This is a genomic window from Pseudomonas sp. SR18, from assembly GCF_023701505.1.
Lineage (GTDB): Bacteria > Pseudomonadota > Gammaproteobacteria > Pseudomonadales > Pseudomonadaceae > Aquipseudomonas > Aquipseudomonas cyclaminis.
Genome location: NZ_JAMQAU010000007.1, coordinates 160,073 through 177,741, shown reverse-complemented (window position 1 = coordinate 177,741; position 17,669 = coordinate 160,073). Strand labels below are relative to the sequence as shown.

Genomic DNA, 17,669 nt, shown 5'->3' with positions numbered 1-17,669 from the left:
ATGAAACCTGTGTTCTTCGCTGTGCTGTTGAGTTGCACCAGCGCCCACGCCGCCATGGGCCCGTTCGATGTGTACGAGCAAGCCTTGCGCAACGATCCGGTGTTCCTCGGCGCGATCAAGGAACGTGACGCCGGCCTGGAAAACCGCACCATCGGCCGCGCCGGGCTGCTGCCCAAGCTGTCCTACAACTACAACAAGGGGCGCAACAATTCCCAGGCCACGTTGCCTGACGGGCGCGGCGGCAATTATCACGACGACCGCAACTACAACAGCTACGGCTCCACCTTCAGCCTGCAACAGCCGCTGTTCGACTACGAGGCCTATGCCAATTACCGCAAAGGCGTGGCCCAGGCGTTGTTTGCCGACGAAAGTTTTCGCGACAAGAGCCAGGCGTTGCTGGTGCGCGTGTTGACCTATTACACCCAGGCGCTGTTCGCCCAGGACCAGATCGACATCGCCCGCGCCAAGAAGAAGGCCTTCGAGCAGCAGTTCCAGCAGAACCGGCACCTGTTCCAGCAAGGCGAGGGCACCCGTACCGATATTCTTGAAGCCGAGTCGCGCTACGAGCTGGCCACCGCCGAAGAGATCGAAGCGCTGGACGAACAGGACGCATCATTGCGGGAGCTGGGCGCCTTGATCGGCGTGCAGAGCGTCAACATCCACGACCTGGCGCCGCTGAACCAGGGGTTCGCCGCATTCACCTTGAGCCCGGCCAACTACGACACGTGGCACGCATTGGCGATCAGCAATAACCCCACGCTTGCCTCCCAGCGCCAGGCCCTGGAAGTGGCGCGTTATGAAGTGGAGCGCAACCGCGCCGGGCATCTGCCCAAGGTCACGGCGTACGCCAGTTCACGCCAGCAGGAATCCGACAGCGGCAACACCTACAACCAGCGCTATGACACCAACACCATCGGCGTGGAAGTCAGCGTGCCGTTGTATGCCGGTGGCGCTGTCTCGGCATCCACGCGCCAGGCCAGCCGCGCCATGGAGCAGGCCGAGTACGAGCTGGAAGGCAAGACGCGCGAAACCTTGATCGAATTGCGTCGCCAGTTCAGTGCGTGCCTGTCCGGCGTGAGCAAGTTGCGTGCTTATCAGAAAGCGCTGTCCTCTGCCGAAGCGCTGGTGGTGTCGACCCAGCAGAGCATCCTCGGTGGTGAGCGGGTCAACCTGGATGCGTTGAATGCCGAGCAGCAGCTCTACAGCACCCGCCGCGACCTGGCCCAGGCGCGTTACGACTACCTGATGGCCTGGACCAAGTTGCATTACTACGCCGGTAACCTGCGCGACACCGACCTGGCAAAGGTGGACGAGGCGTTCGGCCCGGCAGCGCATTAATGGGTTTTCTCGCTAATTCCAACAACAAGAGAGGCAATACCATGGGTGTCTTTGACTACAAAAACCTCGGTACCGAGGGCTCCAAAGCACTGTTCGCCGATGCCATGGCGATCACGCTGTATTCCTACCACAACCTGGATAACGGCTTTGCCGTGGGCTATCAGCACAACGGGCTGGGGTTCGGTTTGCCGGCCACCCTGGTCGGCGCATTGCTCGGCAGCAGCGATTCCCAGGGCGTGATTCCCGGCATTCCCTGGAACCCGGATTCAGAAAAAGCCGCCCTGGAGGCGGTGCAAAAGGCCGGCTGGACGCCGATCAGTGCGAGCACCTTGGGCTACACCGGCAAGGTCGACGCCAGGGGCACGTTCTTCGGCGAAAAAGCCGGCTACACCACGGCCCAGGTCGAAGTGCTGGGCAAGTACGACAACGCCGGCAAGCTGCTGGAAATCGGCATCGGTTTTCGCGGTACATCCGGCCCACGGGAAAGCCTGATCAGCGACTCCATCGGCGACCTGGTCAGTGACGTACTCGCCGCCCTGGGCCCCAAGGACTATGCCAAAAACTACGCGGGCGAAGCGTTCGGCGGCTTACTCAAGAACGTCGCCGACTATGCCAGTGCCCACGGGCTCAGCGGCCACGATGTGGTGGTCAGCGGGCACAGCCTGGGCGGTTTGGCGGTCAACAGCATGGCCGATTTGAGCACCGGCAAATGGGCGGGCTTCTACCAGGACGCCAACTACGTGGCCTACGCCTCGCCAACCCAGAGCAGCGGGGACAAGGTGCTTAATATCGGCTATGAAAACGACCCGGTTTTCCGTGCGTTGGACGGTTCATCCTTCAACTGGTCGTCGTTGGGCGTACATGACAAGCCCCATGAATCGACCACCGACAATATCGTCAGCTTCAACGACCATTACGCCTCGACGCTGTGGAATGTACTGCCGTTCTCCATCACCAACCTGCCGACCTGGATCGCCCATTTGCCCACCGGGTATGGCGACGGCATGACGCGTATCCTCGATTCCGGGTTCTATGAACAGATGACCCGCGACTCGACGGTTATCGTCGCCAACCTGTCCGACCCCGCACGGGCCACCACCTGGGTGCAGGACCTCAACCGCAACGCCGAAACGCACAAGGGCAACACCTTCATCATCGGCAGCAATGGCAACGACCTGATCCAGGGCGGCAAGGGCGCGGACTTTATCGAAGGCGGCAAGGGCAATGACACGATCCGCGACAGCAGCGGGCACAACACGTTTTTATTCAGCGGGCAGTTTGGCCAGGACCGAGTGATTGGCTATCAGCCGACGGACAAGTTGGTGTTCACGGACGTGCAGAGCGCTGGTGATTATCGGGATCACGCCAAGGTGGTGGGCGGGGATACGGTCATCAGTTTTGGCGGGGATTCGGTGACGCTGGTGGGCGTGGTCGGCTTATCGGGGGAGGGGATCACTATCGCTTGAACGGGAATGGGGTAAAACCTGTCGGAGGGGCCTTGCCCCCGATAGCGGTGGGTCAGTCAATAAAGATATCGGCTGAAGACCCACCCCTCCCACAGTTGCTCAGTCAGTTGCTCACTGTCGGCGGCTGGCAATCATTTTTCCTTGCGCACCGTCGCCACATCCTCGGCTTTCACACGGACGCGCTTGCCGGCGATGTCGGTGAACTCGTAAAAACCGTCGGCGGTCTTGGCGTTTGGCGTGTCCTGGGTCAGGTACTGAGTGCCATTTTGCAGCGTCACTACGGTTTGCGTCGCGCAACCGGCCAATACCAGAAAAGTGAGTGCAACCAGTGGCAGACCCAAATTCTTCATGTTCATAACCCTTACCGTTAACCCTGAAAAGTCCCGCGCCAGAGGCTGCGGGCCATAAATGTTACGCGATCGACTCCCCCATCTGATCACTTTTATACAAAAAGTTGCGTGAGCCATTTATCTATTACCGATTGCAACAGAGCAGCAGGGGCGGCACTCTGTATGCATAACCAGTATTTGACTCGCTCGCGCCATGGCCAATCCCCTCGACGATCCGCTCTATTACCTGCATAACTTCCGCCAGGTCCTGCATTGGCTGGGGCAGCGCTATGCCGACTTGCTGGAGCCTGACGAAGAGCATTTCATTCAGCAATTCGACAGCTTGGCGCAACCGTCCCAGGCGTTGTTGGTGCGCATGGTGATGCGCAAGGGTGTGCATTTTCGTGCTGGCAAACTCAGCTACCAGGAGGTCGGCTGTACCCACGCCGCTGCGATGCCATTGCTAGCATTGGGCTGGGTGGACGATCAATGCCTGCTGGCCTTTGAAGAAGTGTTCGCCTTGCTGCAAAAAGGCGAAATCCTCAGCACGTTCAAGCCCTGGATCGACCACCCCAAGGGCAACAAGGCCGACTGGCTTGAGGGCCTGACGGCGCAGTTCAGCGAAACCCGCAGCTTTGCCCAATGGTGCCCGGCGCTGGCCGAACCGCTGTACAGCCTCACCGTGATGGACCTGTGTGACCGCCTGCGCCTGATGTTCTTCGGCAATCTGCACCAGGATTGGTCGGAGTTCGTGCTGGCGGACCTGGGCATCTACACCTACGAAAAAGTGGCGTTCTGCGCGGAATCCCGTGGCTTGCGCAGCCGGGATGACGTGCACGGCGTGCTGTTCCTGCACCAATGCCAGCACGCCTTTGAAACCGGCGCAGCGCTGCACGACGTGCTGGCGCAGGTGGCCACGCTGACCACCGACAACCCCTGGCTGGAAAAACGCCGGGCCAAGCTGTTGTTCCAGGTGGGGCAGTATTGCGAGCGCAGCGCGGAGTTGGCGTTGGCCGAGCAGATCTACCGCACCTGCGCCTATCCCGGCGCACGTGCGCGACTGATCCGCGTGCTGGAGCGTCAGGAGGACTATGCCCAGGCCATGGCCCTGGCGAGTGCCGCGCAACAGGCACCGGAAAGTGCGGCCGAGCAGCAACACCTGCTGCGCGTCATGCCTCGCCTGCGCCGCAAACTCGGTGAACCCAGGCTGCCCAAGCTGAAACCACGGGACGTTTCGCGCCTGGACCTGGAACTGGCACTGCCGGAACCGGTGATGTCGGTGGAGTACTGCGTCCAGGCACATTTGAGCGAGCCCGATGCACCGGTGCATTACGTGGAAAACGGCTTGATCAATTCGCTGTTCGGCTTGCTGTGCTGGGACGCGATCTTCGCACCGCTGCCGGGGGCGTTTTTCCACCCGTTCCAGCGCGGCCCGGCGGACCTGCACAGCGAAGATTTCCACCAACGCCGTGCGCCGCTGTTCGCCGCCTGTTTCGAGCAATTGCAGGATGAGCAGTACAAACACCTTATTCGCCAGCGCTACGCCGATAAGTGGGGCATTCAGTCGCCCTTCGTGTTCTGGAACCTGCTCAGTGAAGACCTGTTGGAGCAGGCCCTCGAATGCCTGCCCGCCGCCCACCTGCGCTACTGGTTCGAGCGCCTGCTGCTGGATATCCGCGCCAACCGCGCCGGCATGCCGGACCTGATCCAATTCTGGCCAGCGCAAAAAACCTACCGCATGATCGAAGTCAAAGGCCCTGGCGACCGCCTGCAAGACAATCAACTGCGCTGGCTGGAGTTTTGTGGCGAGCACCAGATGCCGGTCACCGTCTGCTACGTGCGCTGGGCGGAGCAACCGGCTTGAGTTACAGCGTGGCCGTGCGTGCACTGTGTGAGTTCACAGCCAAGGTCGGCGATCTTGACCTGCGCTTTACCCCGTCGCCCAGCGCCCAGGAAGGGATTGTCGGCCACCGCACGGTTGCCTCGCGCCGCAGTGCGCAGTACCAGAACGAAGTGGCACTGGAGGGTGAGTACCAACAACTCACAGTAAGGGGCAGGGCAGACGGCTACGACCCCGATGCCAACCGCCTGGAAGAAGTCAAAACCTATCGTGGCGACCTTGATGCCCAGCCGGCCAACCATCGGCTACTGCATTGGGCTCAGGTCAAGGTGTACGGCTGGCTGATGTGCCAGAAGTTGGGGTTGGGCGAAATCGACCTGGCGCTGGTGTACTTCGATATCGTCGGCGAGGGCGAGACCCTGCTCAATCAACGCTTCCAGGCGGCCGATCTGCAGGCGTTCTTCAACCAGCAATGCGCGCTCTTCCTCGGCTGGGCCCAACAGGAAATGCAGCACCGCGAAGCGCGCAACGCAGCCGCGCAGGCCTTGAGTTTCCCCCATGCCGACTTTCGCTCCGGCCAACGCACATTGGCCGAGTCGGTGTACAAGGCCGTCAGCACCGGCCGTTGCCTGATGGCCCAGGCGCCCACCGGCATCGGCAAGACCATTGGCACAATCTTCCCGCTGCTCAAGGCCCTGGCGCCGCAGCAACTGGACAAGGTGTTTTTCCTCACCGCCAAGACCCCCGGTCGCAAGCTCGCCCTCGATGCGTCACAGGTGCTGTTCACCAGCAGCCCCGGCCTGGAGCTGCGCGTGCTGGAACTGGTGGCGCGGGACAAAGCCTGCGAACACCTGGACAAAGCCTGCCACGGCGATTCATGCCCCTTGGCCAAGGGTTTCTACGACCGTCTGCCCGCTGCGCGCAGTGCTGCGTCCAAGGTAAGCCTGCTCAACCAGCACAATCTGCGCGAGGTTGCCCTGGCCCATGACGTCTGCCCCTATTACCTCAGCCAGGAAATGGCGCGCTGGGCCGACCTGGTGGTCGCCGACTACAACTACTATTTCGACTTTGGCGCCATGCTGTTCGGGCTCGCCCAACTCAACCAATGGCGCGCCGCCGTGCTGGTGGACGAAGCCCACAACCTGGTAGAGCGTGGTCGCTCGATGTACAGCGCCAGCCTCGATCAATACAGCCTCAAGACCCTGCGCGACTGCGCCCCCGAGCCGCTGAAGAAACCCCTGCAGCGCCTGAACCGCGAATGGAATGCCCTGCACAAGGACCAGCTCGCGCCGTACCAGGCCTACGCCGTCCGCCCGGAAAAACTGCTCCAGGCCTTGAGCCTGTGCGCCAGCGCCCTGGGTGATTACTTCAACGACCACCCCGAAGCCCTCAACGGTGAGTTGCAAGCCTTCTACTTCGAAGCCCTGCAATTTGCCAAGGTCGCCGAGCTGTTCAACGAGCACTTCATCTTCGACATCAGCAAACGCCAACTCAACGGCAAGCGCAGCAGTTCAATCCTGTGCCTGCGCAATGTGGTGCCCGCCGAATTCATCCGCCCCCGGCTGACGGCTGCCCGCAGCAGCGTGCTGTTTTCTGCAACCTTGAGCCCACGCCACTATTACGCCGATCTGCTTGGGCTGCCGACGGATACCGCGTGGATCGATGTGGAGTCGCCGTTCAAGGCTGACCAACTGCGTGTGCGCATTGTTGATGAAATCTCCACCCGTTTTGTACATCGCCAAGCCTCCTTGGCGCCCATCGTCGAGCTTATTGCCCGCCAGTTCGCGCAGCAGCCGGGCAACTACCTGGCGTTTTTCTCAAGCTTTGACTACCTGCAACAAGTGGCGCAGTTGCTCGCCGAGCGACACCCACGGATCGCGCTGTGGCAGCAGTCCCGGGGCATGGCGGAGGCCGAACGCCAAGCCTTTCTCGATCAGTTCACCGAACACAGCCAGGGCATCGGCTTTGCGGTGCTTGGTGGTGCCTTCGGCGAAGGTATCGACTTGCCCGGCGCACGGTTGATTGGCGCGTTTATCGCGACGCTCGGCCTGCCGCAACTGAACCCGGTCAACGAACAGATGAAGCTGCGTATGGGAGCGATCTTCGGTGCCGGTTACGACTACACCTATCTGTATCCCGGCGTGCAGAAAGTGGTGCAGGCCGCGGGCAGGGTGATCCGCAGTCAGCAGGATGAGGGTGTGGTGATGCTGATCGATGACCGCTTCGGCGAGGCACGGGTCCGTCAGTTGTTGCCGCGCTGGTGGACGGTCGACTGATATTCCCGTCATCAATGATGATGGCCTGGAGAGCGCCCATCGCGCAGCCTCACCTGACTAGAACAAGGGCCAAACTTCCAGTGAATGCGGAATCTATGTCAAACGCGCTGTTGTGGTGAGCGGGCTTGCCCCGCGCTGGGTGGCGAAGCGGCCCCAAAACCGGCCAATGGGTTATGACTGAAAAAACGCGGTGCCTGGATTGGGGCGGCTTCGCCACCCAGCGCGGGGCAAGCCCGCTCACCACAAAAAGCCCGCTCACCACAGGGTTCGGTGTCAACCTTTAAGAGTTGTGTAGATTCCTATGCCTCATGAGCCAATCCACCGAGCAACGCGTCGCCGGCCCCGAGCAGGGCCCGCCCCGCAGTTGGAACAGCATGTTCTTGCCAACTGCGGGCACTGGATCCAGAACGAGCAGGCTGCGCAGGTCAACCGGCTGCTGCTGGATTTTTTACGCCAGCGCTAGACCACTTCCAGATAAGAACTATGGATCGCCCGCGCCAATTCCCGCACGGTGTCGATAAAGTCCGTGAGACGGCTGTGCAGGCCGTCTTCAAGAATTTCATCAATTCCGGTATAGCGCAGCCGTGCCTCGAACTCCGCCGCCAGGCGCTGCGCCGCACGGCCATAGCTGCCGGGCAGGTCCGCCAGGATATGGCTCAACTCCTCGATGCACGCATGCAACGAACGCGGTACATCACTGCGTAACAACAGCAATTCGGACACCGAGCGCGCATTCAGCGCATTGGGGTACAGCTCGGTATACGCCTCGAAGGACGAAAGCGCACGGAGCAGGGCGCTCCACTGGTAATACCCGCGTGCCGAGAGGTCGCTGACTTCTTCCGACTCTTCGCCAAACATCTCGTAGCGTGCATCCAGCAACCGCAAGGTGTTGTCCGCACGCTCAACGAAGGTGCCCAGGCGGATAAACCGATAAGCGTCGTTACGCATGATGGTGCCGGACGTCGCCCCACGAAACAGGTGCGAGCGCTGCTTGACCCAGTCACAGAAGTGGCTGATGCCGTGTCGCGCCAGGCCGCCGGCGGCGATGCTGCGCATTTCCAGCCAGGTGGCGTTGAGGTTTTCCCACATATCGGCGGTGATGCGCCCGCGCACGGCGTGAGCATTGCCACGGGCGGCGCGCAGGCAGTTGTAGATGCTGGCGGGGTTTTCTTCGTCGAGGGCGAAGAAGTGCAGCATGCGCTCGGCGTCCAGGGTTTCATGGCGTTCGAGGTAGCTGTCCAGGGTGCCGCTGCTGAGCAACGACATGGCCAGTTCGTCGAGGCCATCGGTGTGCCCGGCTTGCGGCATCAACGACAGCGAGTAACTGACTTCGAGCATGCGCGCCAGGTTCTCGGCGCGCTCCAGGTAGCGGGACATCCAGTACAGATCTGCGGCGGTTCTACTCAACATGATTCAGCCCTCCACCACCCAGGTGTCCTTGGTTCCGCCGCCTTGCGACGAGTTGACGATCAACGAGCCCTCACGCAGCGCCACCCGCGTCAGGCCACCGGGCACCAGGCGGGTCTCCTTGCCCGAAAGCACGAAGGGCCGCAGGTCGATATGCCGCGGGGCAATGCCGTTTTCGACAAAGGTCGGGCAGGTGGACAGGCTCAGGGTCGGTTGGGCGATATAGGCGTGAGGACGGGCCTTGATGCGTTGGCGGAAGTCCTCGATCTCGGCGGCGGTGGAGGCGGGGCCGACCAGCATGCCGTAGCCGCCGGAGCCTTGGGTTTCCTTGACCACCAATTCGCCCAGGTTGGCCAGCACATGGGACAGTTCATCCGGCTTGCGGCACTGGAAGGTCGGCACGTTTTGCAGGATCGGCTCTTCATCCAGATAAAACTTGATCATCGCCGGCACGTAGGGGTAGATCGACTTGTCGTCCGCCACGCCAGTGCCTATTGCGTTGGCCAGCACCACGTTGCCGGCGCAATAGGCCGCGACCAGGCCAGGCACGCCGAGCATTGAGTCCGGGTTGAATGCCTGGGGGTCAAGGAAGGCATCGTCGATGCGCCGGTAGATCACATCCACCGCCTTGGGACCGTCGGTGGTGCGCATGAAGACCTTGAGGTCGTGCACGAACAGGTCGGCGCCTTCCACCAGCTCCACGCCCATTTCCCGCGCCAGGAACGCATGTTCGAAGAATGCGCTGTTGAAGCGGCCAGGGGTCAGCACCACCACGTTGGGGTTATCCAGGCGGCTGGCGCTTTTCAGGGTCTTGAGCAGCAGGTTGGGGTAGTGGTCCACGGGTGCGATGCGCTGCTTGGCGAACACTTCCGGGAACAGGCGCATCATCATTTTGCGGTCTTCGAGCATGTAGCTCACGCCGCTGGGAGTGCGCAGGTTGTCTTCTAGCACGTAGTACGTGCCGTCGCCGTCGCGCACCAGGTCGACGCCGGATATATGCGAGTAGATATCGCGGTGCAGGTCCAGCCCGACCATCGCCTTCTGATAACCCTCATTGCCCAGCACCTGATCCGCCGGAATGATCCCGGCCTTGATGATGCGCTGGTCGTGGTAGATATCGGCGAGGAACATGTTCAGCGCGTTGACCCGCTGAATACAGCCGCGTTCGATCACGCTCCACTCACTGGCGGGGATGCTGCGGGGGATGATGTCGAAGGGGATCAGGCGCTCGGTGTCTTGCTCGTCACCATAGAGGGTGAAGGTGATCCCGGCGCGGTGGAACAGCAGGTCGGCCTCGCGGCGGCGCTGGGCCAGCAGTTCCGGCGGCGTGTTGGCCAGCCAGCGGGAGAAATCCTGATAGTGCGCACGGCATACGCCATTTGCGTCATTCATTTCATCAAAGAAAGATCGAGCCATTCCAGTACCTTGTCAGTGCCCAGGGTTGCGTGGGGGGTGGCACTGCCGCTTTAAAAAACGCATGTTTTTATGAGCCTGTGGCGCAGAGTGCCAGCAGGCCTGGTCCTTACTTTCTTATGAGGTCGGCTCTGGGTCGGGGGGTAACGATTGCTCCTGTTTACGGGCAGATGAATGGGTTAAGCAATGCGTGTGCCGAAACCCATGCCCGCGTGCTCAATGACCTTGTAGTGAGCGGGCTTGCCCCGCGCCGGGCTGCGCAGCAGCCCCCAAAAAGAATCGCATCGCTGCGCACTCCAGCGACGAGCAAGCCCAATCCCCACAAAGAGGCAATGGGCGCCCTTGTTTGGTGCGCAACAAACTTGAACTTCATCCGCGCCAGGTTTTTCTAACAGGACTCGAAGCCTAATGGAGCACGATCGTGCCCAGAATCATCTCTCCGCACACACCGGAAGCGGCGCTGACCGATCACAGCGAACACAGCGCCAAGATCTTTGGTTCACCCAAGGACCGCCTGGACTTCTACCGCCGCGAGATCCAGTACGAAACCAGCATCCTCGCCAACCGCACCGATGCGTACCTCACGGCGCAGTCGTTTCTGGTCATCGCCTTTGTATCGGGCATGGGCAATCTCAATCCGGAGTGGGGCAAGCTGTTTACCCTGGTGGTGCCGGTCTTTCTGGCGGTGCTGGGCATCCTCAGCTCGCTCAACGCCTGGCCGGGCATTCGTGCGGCCTACGACATCATTGATCACTGGCATTACAAGCAAAGCGAGCTGCTGCGCAGCGAGCCAGTGATGGGCCTGGCCTATGACGAGTCGCCGCTGTTCTCGGAAGTGGAGTCGTCCCACAAGGGCTATCGCAAGTCGCTGTTGTTTTCGATGCGCGCACCGTGGTTGTTCATGGCGTTCTGGCTGTTGCTGGGGATGTATGCGTTCTACATCCAGATCGACAATCCCATCCGCTAAGCAATCGAACGGAACTTCAAGCGGCCTCGCAGCGCCTTAACATCATGTAGGCCAAGTAGAGGTGAGTACCATGAGCACAACTGACGACCCGCAAACCAGCAACCGTAACGACCCGGCGATTGATGGCGGCGAGCCAGCACCGTCGACGGCTGCGGATGCACCAAAAGACCCGAATGCCGGGCGTGATGCCAAAGCCGAGGAGAACGCTTATAGCCCCGATTTCGAGCCTGAGCCTGAGCACAAGCCTGAAACCGATGCGGACATCGACACACAAGGCGGATAGAGGAGAGGGTCATGTCAAAAGAACTCGACGAAGAACTCAACGACCCAGGCAATGAAGACCCAGGTTCATTGATGGATGATGCCGAAGTGCCGCTGAATGATCTGGATGAAGCGGCGGACGTGGGCAATACCGAGGATCAGGATTGATCCGATGTGTCCCGTGACGACGGGTCCAGGATGAAGTAGATGTCGCCTTCATCCTGCCCGTCCGGCGGCAATTCCTGACCCAGCACGCGGTTGTCGATCAGTGTTTGCGCCTGCGCACGGCTGATGGATATAACAGTGCTGGGCTTGCCAGTAATCACGTACACCACATCCACGCCCTCAGCGGCCAACGCCGCGAGGTAATCGGCGCGCGGCATATCTTCCCCCAGCTCATACTGCCGCTGTTCCCGCGCCGTTACGCCGCCGGCCTGAGCCAGGTATTGCTGGGAATACCCCAGGCGTTGGCGCTCTTCATACAACCGCTGGCCGATCTTTTTCATCGCATTTCTCGCGCTGCTGGTCCTGACAGTTAGAAGCTGCGGTACGGTGCGAAATTCAGTTTTTTTCGATGTGTCATGCGTGCCCTACGCGAGCAACAGTTGCTCCAGCGCTTCCACTGGCAGTGGCCGACTGTAGAGATAACCTTGAATCTGATCACACCCGGCCTCCTTCAAGAACGCCAGTTGTGCAGCGGTTTCTACGCCTTCGGCGACGACCAGCAAGCCCAGTCCGTGGGCCAGTTCGATAATCGTGCGGGTGATCGCCGCGTCCTGCGGGTTAGTGGTGACTTCACGGATAAAGGCGATGTCGATCTTCAATGTATCCAGGGGAAAGCGGCGCAGGTAGGCCAGGCTTGAATAGCCGGTACCAAAATCGTCAATGGAGATCTTCACGCCCATGGCGCGCAAACGTTGGAGGCTGGCGATGGTGCGCTGGGTGTTTTCCATCAGTGAGCCTTCGGTCAATTCAACCTCCAGCCAGTGCGCTTCAACCCCGGTTTTGGCGAGGATTCGCGCAATGTCGGCAATCAGGTCGCCGTTGATCAATTGCAGGCCGGAGACATTCACCGAGACCTCCCGTGCACCGATATCGCTGCGCTGCCACCGGGCGATCTGTTCGCAAGCCCGCTCAATGACCCAGCGCCCAACGGGTACGATCAGGCCCAGGCTCTCCAGGATCGGCACAAACACCGCGGGCGAGACCGCACCATAGCCGGGCCGGTCCCATCGCAGCAGGGCTTCCAAGGCGCAGACTGTTCCGCTGGCTACCTCGACCTTGGGCTGGTAATGCAGCGTGAACTCATTGCGTTCAACCGCGCCGCGCAGGGCTTTTTCCATGTCTTGGCGTGCGAGGTCGTGCACCGTAAACAGGGTGGTGTCATCGGCGTGCAGTTGCTGCTCAAGCATGATGCTGTGTTTTTTCAGCTCGTCGCCATGGGCCTTGAGCCGCAGCAAATTACGCACGCGCAGCCACAACTCGACCCGTTCAATCGGTTTGCTGATGAACTCTTCAGCGCCCGTCTCCAACCCGCTGACCCGCGCACTGGCGTCGCTCAACGCCGAAAGCATGATGATCGGGATGTTCGCCGTGGCCGGGTTGCCCTTGAGCTGGCTGGCGACCTCGTAGCCGTCCATGCCCGGCATCATGATGTCCAGCAGGATCAGGTCCGGCGGCTGCTGCGCCACCAGGCGCAAGGCCTCTTCACCGCAGCAGGCACTCTGGGTCACGTAGCCCTCGTGATGCAGCAGGGTTTCCAACAACTTGCGAACCTGGGGTTCGTCGTCAACGATCAATAGCGTTGCGGGTGAGCTGGCCATGGAGAGGACTCATACAGGAGGAGTGAGGGTCGGGTTCAGCAGGGTGTCGATCTCCTGGTACAGCTCCTTGTAGCGCAGGGGTTTGCTGACATACGCGTCGCACCCGGCCAACCGGGCTTTTTCCCGGTCTTCCTTCATGGCCATGGCGGTAAGGGCGATCACCGGGATGTGCGCGGTATGAGGGTCTTGCTTGAGCAATCGGGTGGCTGCCAGGCCGTCCATGCCTGGCAATTGAATATCCATCAGGATCAGCGCCGGCTGGTGTTCGCGGGCCATGGTCAGGCCGCTCTCGGCATCGGCGGCCCACAACACGCTGTGGCCGGCGTTGACCAGCAACAAGCGCGCCAGGCGCATGTTGGCTTCGTTGTCTTCGACAATCAGGATTTCGGGCATGTGGCCTCCGCTGTGTCGATCGCACGATGCAGCGGCAGCCACACCACAAAACGCGCACCCAGGCCTTCGCGGCTGGCCACGGCAACACTGCCACCCTGGAGGTCGGTGAGTTGCTTGACCATCGCCAGGCCCAGCCCGGTACCTTCGAATTTGCGCGCCAGGCTGCTGTCGATCTGGCTGAAGGCCTTGAACAGCTTGCCCATGTCATCCGGGGCGATGCCGATACCGCTATCGCTTACGCTCAGCTCAAGGAATCGCTGGTGCACGCTGGGTTGCAGGGCAAAGCCGTGTACCGGCCAATCGCCGGGGACCTCGCCGACTTGCGCGCGGCCGACCTCCCGTACCGCCAGGGTCACGTCGCTGCCGTGTGCGCTGAACTTCACCGCATTGGCCAGCAGGTTGTAGACGATCTGCTTGGTCTTGCGCAGGTCCAGCACCAACGTGCCCAGGTCGTCCTGGCTGTCGAGTTTGAGCTGGATACGCTGCAGGGCGGCCTTTTCGCGCACGATCAGCAGGCTGTTGGCCAGCAGGCCGGCCAGTTCCACCGGCTCCAGTTCCAGGTCCATCATCCCGGCCTCGACCTTGGACAAATCGAGGATGTCGTTGATCAGCGACAGCAAGTGCTGGCCGCTGGTGAAAATATCGCCGATGTATTCACGCTGGATCTCGCTCATATCGCCCACCAGGCCGTCCTTCAACGCCTCGGAAAAACCGATCACCGCATTCAGCGGCGTACGTAGTTCGTGGGACATGGTCGCGAGGAACTCGGACTTCATGAGGTTGGCGTGTTCCAGCTCCAGGTTCTTTTCTTCCAGGGCGCGCTCAAAGCCTTTGCGCTCGGCTTCTTCCTGTTTGCGTGCAGTGTTGTCGGTGCCGATCAGCAGGTAGCCGATGATGGTGTCATTGCGATTGCGCAACGCCGTCACCGACACCATGGCGGACAGGCGACTGCCGTCCTGGCGGATGTAGGTCAGCTCGTAGATGTCCTCAATGCCCCGCGAGGCTTTGAACACCAGCGCCTCGAAGCCAGGCGTGATGGGCGTGTCGAGCTCCTGGCTGAGGGCGGCGGCGCGGGTGATCAGCTCAGCAGGGTCGGATATATCGGCGGGGGTGATGCGGTTGACTACATCGACTGCGGCGTAACCGAGCATGCGTTCGGCGCCGACGTTGAAGATCTGGATCACGCCTTTTTCGTCGGTGGCGATGCTGGAGAAATAAGCACTGTTGAAGATGGCGTCTTGCAGGGCACCGGTCTTGAGCAGGGTTTTCTGACGTTTGAATTCGACGATTTTTTCCGCGCGTGACTGCGGCGGCGTGATTCCAGGTGTTTCCATCGTTAGCGCGTTCCGTGAACTTCAGGCCCGCCTTCGTCAGCAGGCGAGGGCGCAGAGCATGCTCACAGAAGATCGCAATGACGCGACGAGGAGGAGATGAGGTGCTTGGACAATAGCAGAGATTATGGCGCTTTGATGGCTAACCGTATCCGTTTGGTGTGATACGTCTGCATTTGGGTGTTTTTAGTTTTGTGCGTTGATGAAACGTTTCACTAATCGATAAAAGGCGCAGGCAAGCGCTTGCGTAAGCAAATGTATCTGAATTAGAGTCTTCCTCGCTCGACCACAAAAATAATAAAACCAGGAGCTCATTGATGAGCCTTGAACCCTTGCTTGAGATGCAGGGCATCAGCAAAACCTTCAACGGTTTGCGCGTGCTCAAAAGTGTCGGCCTGAAGGTCTACCCCGGCGAAATCCACGCCTTGATGGGGGAGAACGGCGCCGGCAAATCGACGCTGATGAAAATCCTCTCCGGCGCCTACCAGGCCGATCCCGGCGGCGAAATCCGCATTGCCGGCCAAGCCATCGCCACCTACAACCCCGCCACCGCCAAAGCCCTCGGCATCGCCGTGATCTATCAGGAATTGAGCCTGTGCCCGAACCTGAGCGTGGCCGAGAACATCTACCTGGGCCGCGAACTGCGCCGAGGCTGGACCATCGACCGCAAGGCCATGCAGGCGGGCTGCGTCGAAGTGCTGCAACGCCTGGGCGCGGAGTTCACGCCGACCACCCAGGTCAGCAGCCTGTCGATAGCCGAGCGCCAACTGGTGGAAATCGCCCGCGCCTTGCACGCCCACGCCAGGATTCTGGTGATGGACGAACCCACCACGCCGCTGTCGTCCCGCGAGACCGACCGCCTGTTCGCGCTGATCAAGCAACTGCGCAGCCAGGGGTTGGCGATCATCTATATCAGCCACCGCATGGCCGAGATCTATGAGTTGTCCGACCGCGTCTCGGTGCTGCGCGACGGCCAGTACATCGGCGAACTGACCCGCGACGCGCTGTCGGCCGAGGTGCTGGTAAAGATGATGGTGGGCCGCGACCTCTCCGGCTTCTATAAAAAGGAACACGCCGCCTACAACCCCGGCAACGTGGTGATGCGTGTGCGCGACATGGCCGATGGCAAGCGCGTGCGCAACTGCAGTTTCGACGTACACGCCGGTGAAGTGCTGGGCATCGCCGGGCTGGTCGGAGCAGGGCGCACGGAACTGGCGCGCTTGATCTTTGCCGCCGACCCACGCACCAGCGGCACCCTGGAAGTGGTGGGCAAAACCGTCACCCAACTGCGCACCCCGGCAGACGCGATTCGCGCCGGCGTGGTGTACCTCACCGAAGACCGCAAGGCCCAGGGCCTGTTCCTGGACATGAGCGTGGCCGACAACATCAACGTCTGCGCTTGCGTGCCGGATGCCCACGCAGGTGGCGTACTCGATCGCGGGCATGCGGCGCAACGCGCGAATGCTGCCATCAAGTCACTGTCGATTCGCGTGGCGTCGGGCAAGGTCAACGTGGGCGCGCTGTCCGGCGGCAACCAGCAGAAGGTGTTGCTGGCCCGGCTGCTGGAGGTCAAGCCCCACGTGCTGATCCTCGACGAACCTACCCGGGGCGTGGACATCGGTTCCAAGTCCGAGATTTACCGCATCATCAACCAACTGGCCCAGGCCGGCGTGGGCATCGTGGTGATTTCCAGCGAGCTGCCGGAAATCATCGGCACCTGCGACCGGGTGCTGATCATGCGCGAAGGCCAGTTGGTGGCCGAAGTCGGCGGGGCCTCGGGCCACGCTATATCCCAGGAACGTATTATTGACCTCGCCACCGGTGGCGATCAGGTGGTTGCCCATGGCTGATTCAATGATTGCAACAACAGGCAAGGCAGAGCGCGCCCGCGAACTGATGCGCACGGTCGGCATGTTGCCGGTGCTGATCCTGCTGCTGGTGGGCTTTGCCTTGGCCAGCGAGAACTTCCTGACGGTGCAGAATCTGTCGATCATCACCCAGCAGGCCTCGGTCAACGTGGTGCTGGCGGCGGGCATGACCTTTGTGATCCTCACGGCGGGCATCGACCTGTCGGTGGGCGCGATTCTGGCGGCATCCGCTGTGGTGGCGTTGCAGGCGTCGATGTCGCCGCAGTTCGGCATGTTCGGGATTGCCGCCGGGATTGGCTTTGGCCTGCTGCTGGGGCTGGTCAACGGTGGGTTGATTGCCTTTATGCGCCTGCCGCCGTTTATCGTCACCCTCGGTGCACTCACCGCCATGCGTGGGTTGGCGCGGTTGCTGGCGGACGACAAGACGGTGTTCAACCCCGACTTGCCGTTTGCATTTATCGGCAACGACTCGATCCTGGGTGTGCCGTGGCTGGTGGTGATCGCCGTGGCGGTGGTGGCGCTGTCGTGGTTCATCCTGCGCCGCACGGTGATGGGCGTGCAGATTTATTCGGTGGGCGGCAATCCAGAGGCGGCGCGGCTGTCCGGGATCAAGGTGTGGAAGGTGCTGCTGTTTGTCTATGCCATGTCCGGTGCGTTGGCCGGGCTCGGTGCGGTGATGAGCGCCTCGCGGCTGTTCGCGGCCAATGGCCTGCAACTCGGGCAATCCTATGAGCTGGATGCGATTGCGGCGGTGATCCTCGGCGGCACCAGCTTTACCGGCGGCGTGGGCACCATTGGCGGCACCTTGATCGGTGCGCTGATTATCGCGGTGCTGACCAATGGCCTGGTGCTGCTGGGCGTCTCGGATATCTGGCAGTACATCATCAAGGGCATCGTGATCATTGGCGCGGTGGCGCTGGATCGTTATCGCCAGTCCGGTGCGCGGACCTGATTTCA

Annotated in this window: 16 protein-coding genes and 1 pseudogene; 10 read left to right on the top strand and 7 right to left on the bottom strand. The window is 61.1% G+C overall.

Annotation, left to right across the window (positions count from 1 at the left end; genetic code table 11):
- Complete coding sequence (locus tag NDJ82_RS13090) at window positions 1–1,338, top strand: TolC family outer membrane protein (RefSeq protein ID WP_099582895.1); 1,338 nt, start codon at window positions 1–3, stop codon at window positions 1,336–1,338.
- Between the two features lie 41 nt (window positions 1,339–1,379).
- Entirely contained in the window at window positions 1,380–2,804 is a 1,425-nt protein-coding gene (locus NDJ82_RS13085; RefSeq protein ID WP_250925647.1) for a polyurethane esterase, read from the top strand.
- Window positions 2,805–2,935: 131 nt separating this feature from the next.
- Here the strand turns inward: NDJ82_RS13085 and NDJ82_RS13080 are convergent, their stop codons facing one another.
- Entirely contained in the window at window positions 2,936–3,160 is a 225-nt protein-coding gene (locus tag NDJ82_RS13080) for a YgdI/YgdR family lipoprotein (RefSeq protein ID WP_099582899.1), read from the bottom strand.
- 187 nt (window positions 3,161–3,347) lie between these two features.
- Between NDJ82_RS13080 and NDJ82_RS13075 the strand changes: the two genes are divergently transcribed.
- From NDJ82_RS13075 to NDJ82_RS13065, 3 genes and pseudogenes are all read left to right on the top strand, one after another.
- Window positions 3,348–4,997, top strand: a complete 1,650-nt coding sequence (locus tag NDJ82_RS13075) for a VRR-NUC domain-containing protein (RefSeq protein ID WP_191958531.1) — start codon at window positions 3,348–3,350, stop codon at window positions 4,995–4,997.
- Window positions 4,994–7,249, top strand: a complete 2,256-nt coding sequence (locus NDJ82_RS13070) for an ATP-dependent DNA helicase (RefSeq protein WP_250925646.1) — start codon at window positions 4,994–4,996, stop codon at window positions 7,247–7,249. The genes NDJ82_RS13075 and NDJ82_RS13070 overlap by 4 nt, the downstream gene beginning before the upstream one ends.
- 355 nt (window positions 7,250–7,604) lie before the next feature.
- A pseudogene (locus NDJ82_RS13065) lies at window positions 7,605–7,712 on the top strand (alpha/beta fold hydrolase); the annotation flags it as partial.
- On the opposite strand, the gene NDJ82_RS13060 reads toward NDJ82_RS13065, so the two are convergent.
- Together NDJ82_RS13060 and NDJ82_RS13055 are read right to left on the bottom strand one after the other, a co-directional pair.
- Window positions 7,709–8,659: an alpha-E domain-containing protein gene (locus tag NDJ82_RS13060; RefSeq protein ID WP_112195228.1), complete on the bottom strand. Its 951-nt coding sequence runs from the start codon at window positions 8,657–8,659 to the stop codon at window positions 7,709–7,711. The pseudogene NDJ82_RS13065 and the gene NDJ82_RS13060 sit on opposite strands and share 4 nt — an antisense overlap.
- Window positions 8,660–8,662: 3 nt before the next feature.
- On the bottom strand, window positions 8,663–10,072 hold the full coding sequence (locus tag NDJ82_RS13055; protein ID WP_099582905.1) for a circularly permuted type 2 ATP-grasp protein: 1,410 nt from the start codon (window positions 10,070–10,072) through the stop codon (window positions 8,663–8,665).
- A 418-nt stretch (window positions 10,073–10,490) separates the two neighbouring features.
- Between NDJ82_RS13055 and NDJ82_RS13050 the strand changes: the two genes are divergently transcribed.
- The 3 genes from NDJ82_RS13050 (at window position 10,491) to NDJ82_RS27435 (ending at window position 11,465) form a co-directional block, all read left to right on the top strand.
- A complete protein-coding gene (locus NDJ82_RS13050) occupies window positions 10,491–11,036 on the top strand; it encodes a hypothetical protein (protein WP_099582907.1) in 546 nt (181 codons plus the stop codon).
- Between the two features lie 70 nt (window positions 11,037–11,106).
- Entirely contained in the window at window positions 11,107–11,319 is a 213-nt protein-coding gene (locus NDJ82_RS13045; RefSeq protein ID WP_250925645.1) for a hypothetical protein, read from the top strand.
- A gap of 11 nt (window positions 11,320–11,330) precedes the next feature.
- Window positions 11,331–11,465 carry a hypothetical protein gene (locus NDJ82_RS27435; protein ID WP_256592792.1) on the top strand — a complete coding sequence of 45 codons (135 nt, stop codon included), beginning with the start codon at window positions 11,331–11,333 and terminating at the stop codon, window positions 11,463–11,465.
- Here the strand turns inward: NDJ82_RS27435 and NDJ82_RS13040 are convergent.
- The 4 genes from NDJ82_RS13040 to NDJ82_RS13025 all read right to left on the bottom strand — a co-directional run bounded on the left by NDJ82_RS13040 (window position 11,456) and on the right by NDJ82_RS13025 (window position 14,847).
- Window positions 11,456–11,803: a helix-turn-helix domain-containing protein gene (locus NDJ82_RS13040; RefSeq protein WP_158877422.1), complete on the bottom strand. Its 348-nt coding sequence runs from the start codon at window positions 11,801–11,803 to the stop codon at window positions 11,456–11,458. The genes NDJ82_RS27435 and NDJ82_RS13040 overlap by 10 nt on opposite strands.
- Before the next feature lie 84 nt (window positions 11,804–11,887).
- Window positions 11,888–13,120, bottom strand: a complete 1,233-nt coding sequence (locus NDJ82_RS13035) for an EAL domain-containing response regulator (protein WP_099582912.1) — start codon at window positions 13,118–13,120, stop codon at window positions 11,888–11,890.
- Window positions 13,121–13,129: 9 nt separating this feature from the next.
- On the bottom strand, window positions 13,130–13,513 hold the full coding sequence (locus NDJ82_RS13030; RefSeq protein WP_099582914.1) for a response regulator: 384 nt from the start codon (window positions 13,511–13,513) through the stop codon (window positions 13,130–13,132).
- Entirely contained in the window at window positions 13,498–14,847 is a 1,350-nt protein-coding gene (locus NDJ82_RS13025; protein ID WP_250925644.1) for a sensor histidine kinase, read from the bottom strand. Before NDJ82_RS13025 ends, NDJ82_RS13030 begins: the two co-directional genes overlap by 16 nt.
- A gap of 314 nt (window positions 14,848–15,161) precedes the next feature.
- Here NDJ82_RS13025 and NDJ82_RS13020 point away from each other — a divergent pair, with 314 nt between their 5' ends.
- Window positions 15,162–16,694, top strand: a complete 1,533-nt coding sequence (locus tag NDJ82_RS13020; RefSeq protein ID WP_250925643.1) for a sugar ABC transporter ATP-binding protein — start codon at window positions 15,162–15,164, stop codon at window positions 16,692–16,694.
- Window positions 16,687–17,664 (top strand): ABC transporter permease subunit, encoded by a 978-nt coding sequence (locus NDJ82_RS13015; protein ID WP_099582919.1) that lies wholly within the window; start codon window positions 16,687–16,689, stop codon window positions 17,662–17,664. The genes NDJ82_RS13020 and NDJ82_RS13015 overlap by 8 nt, the downstream gene beginning before the upstream one ends.
- Window positions 17,665–17,669: the final 5 nt, after the last annotated feature.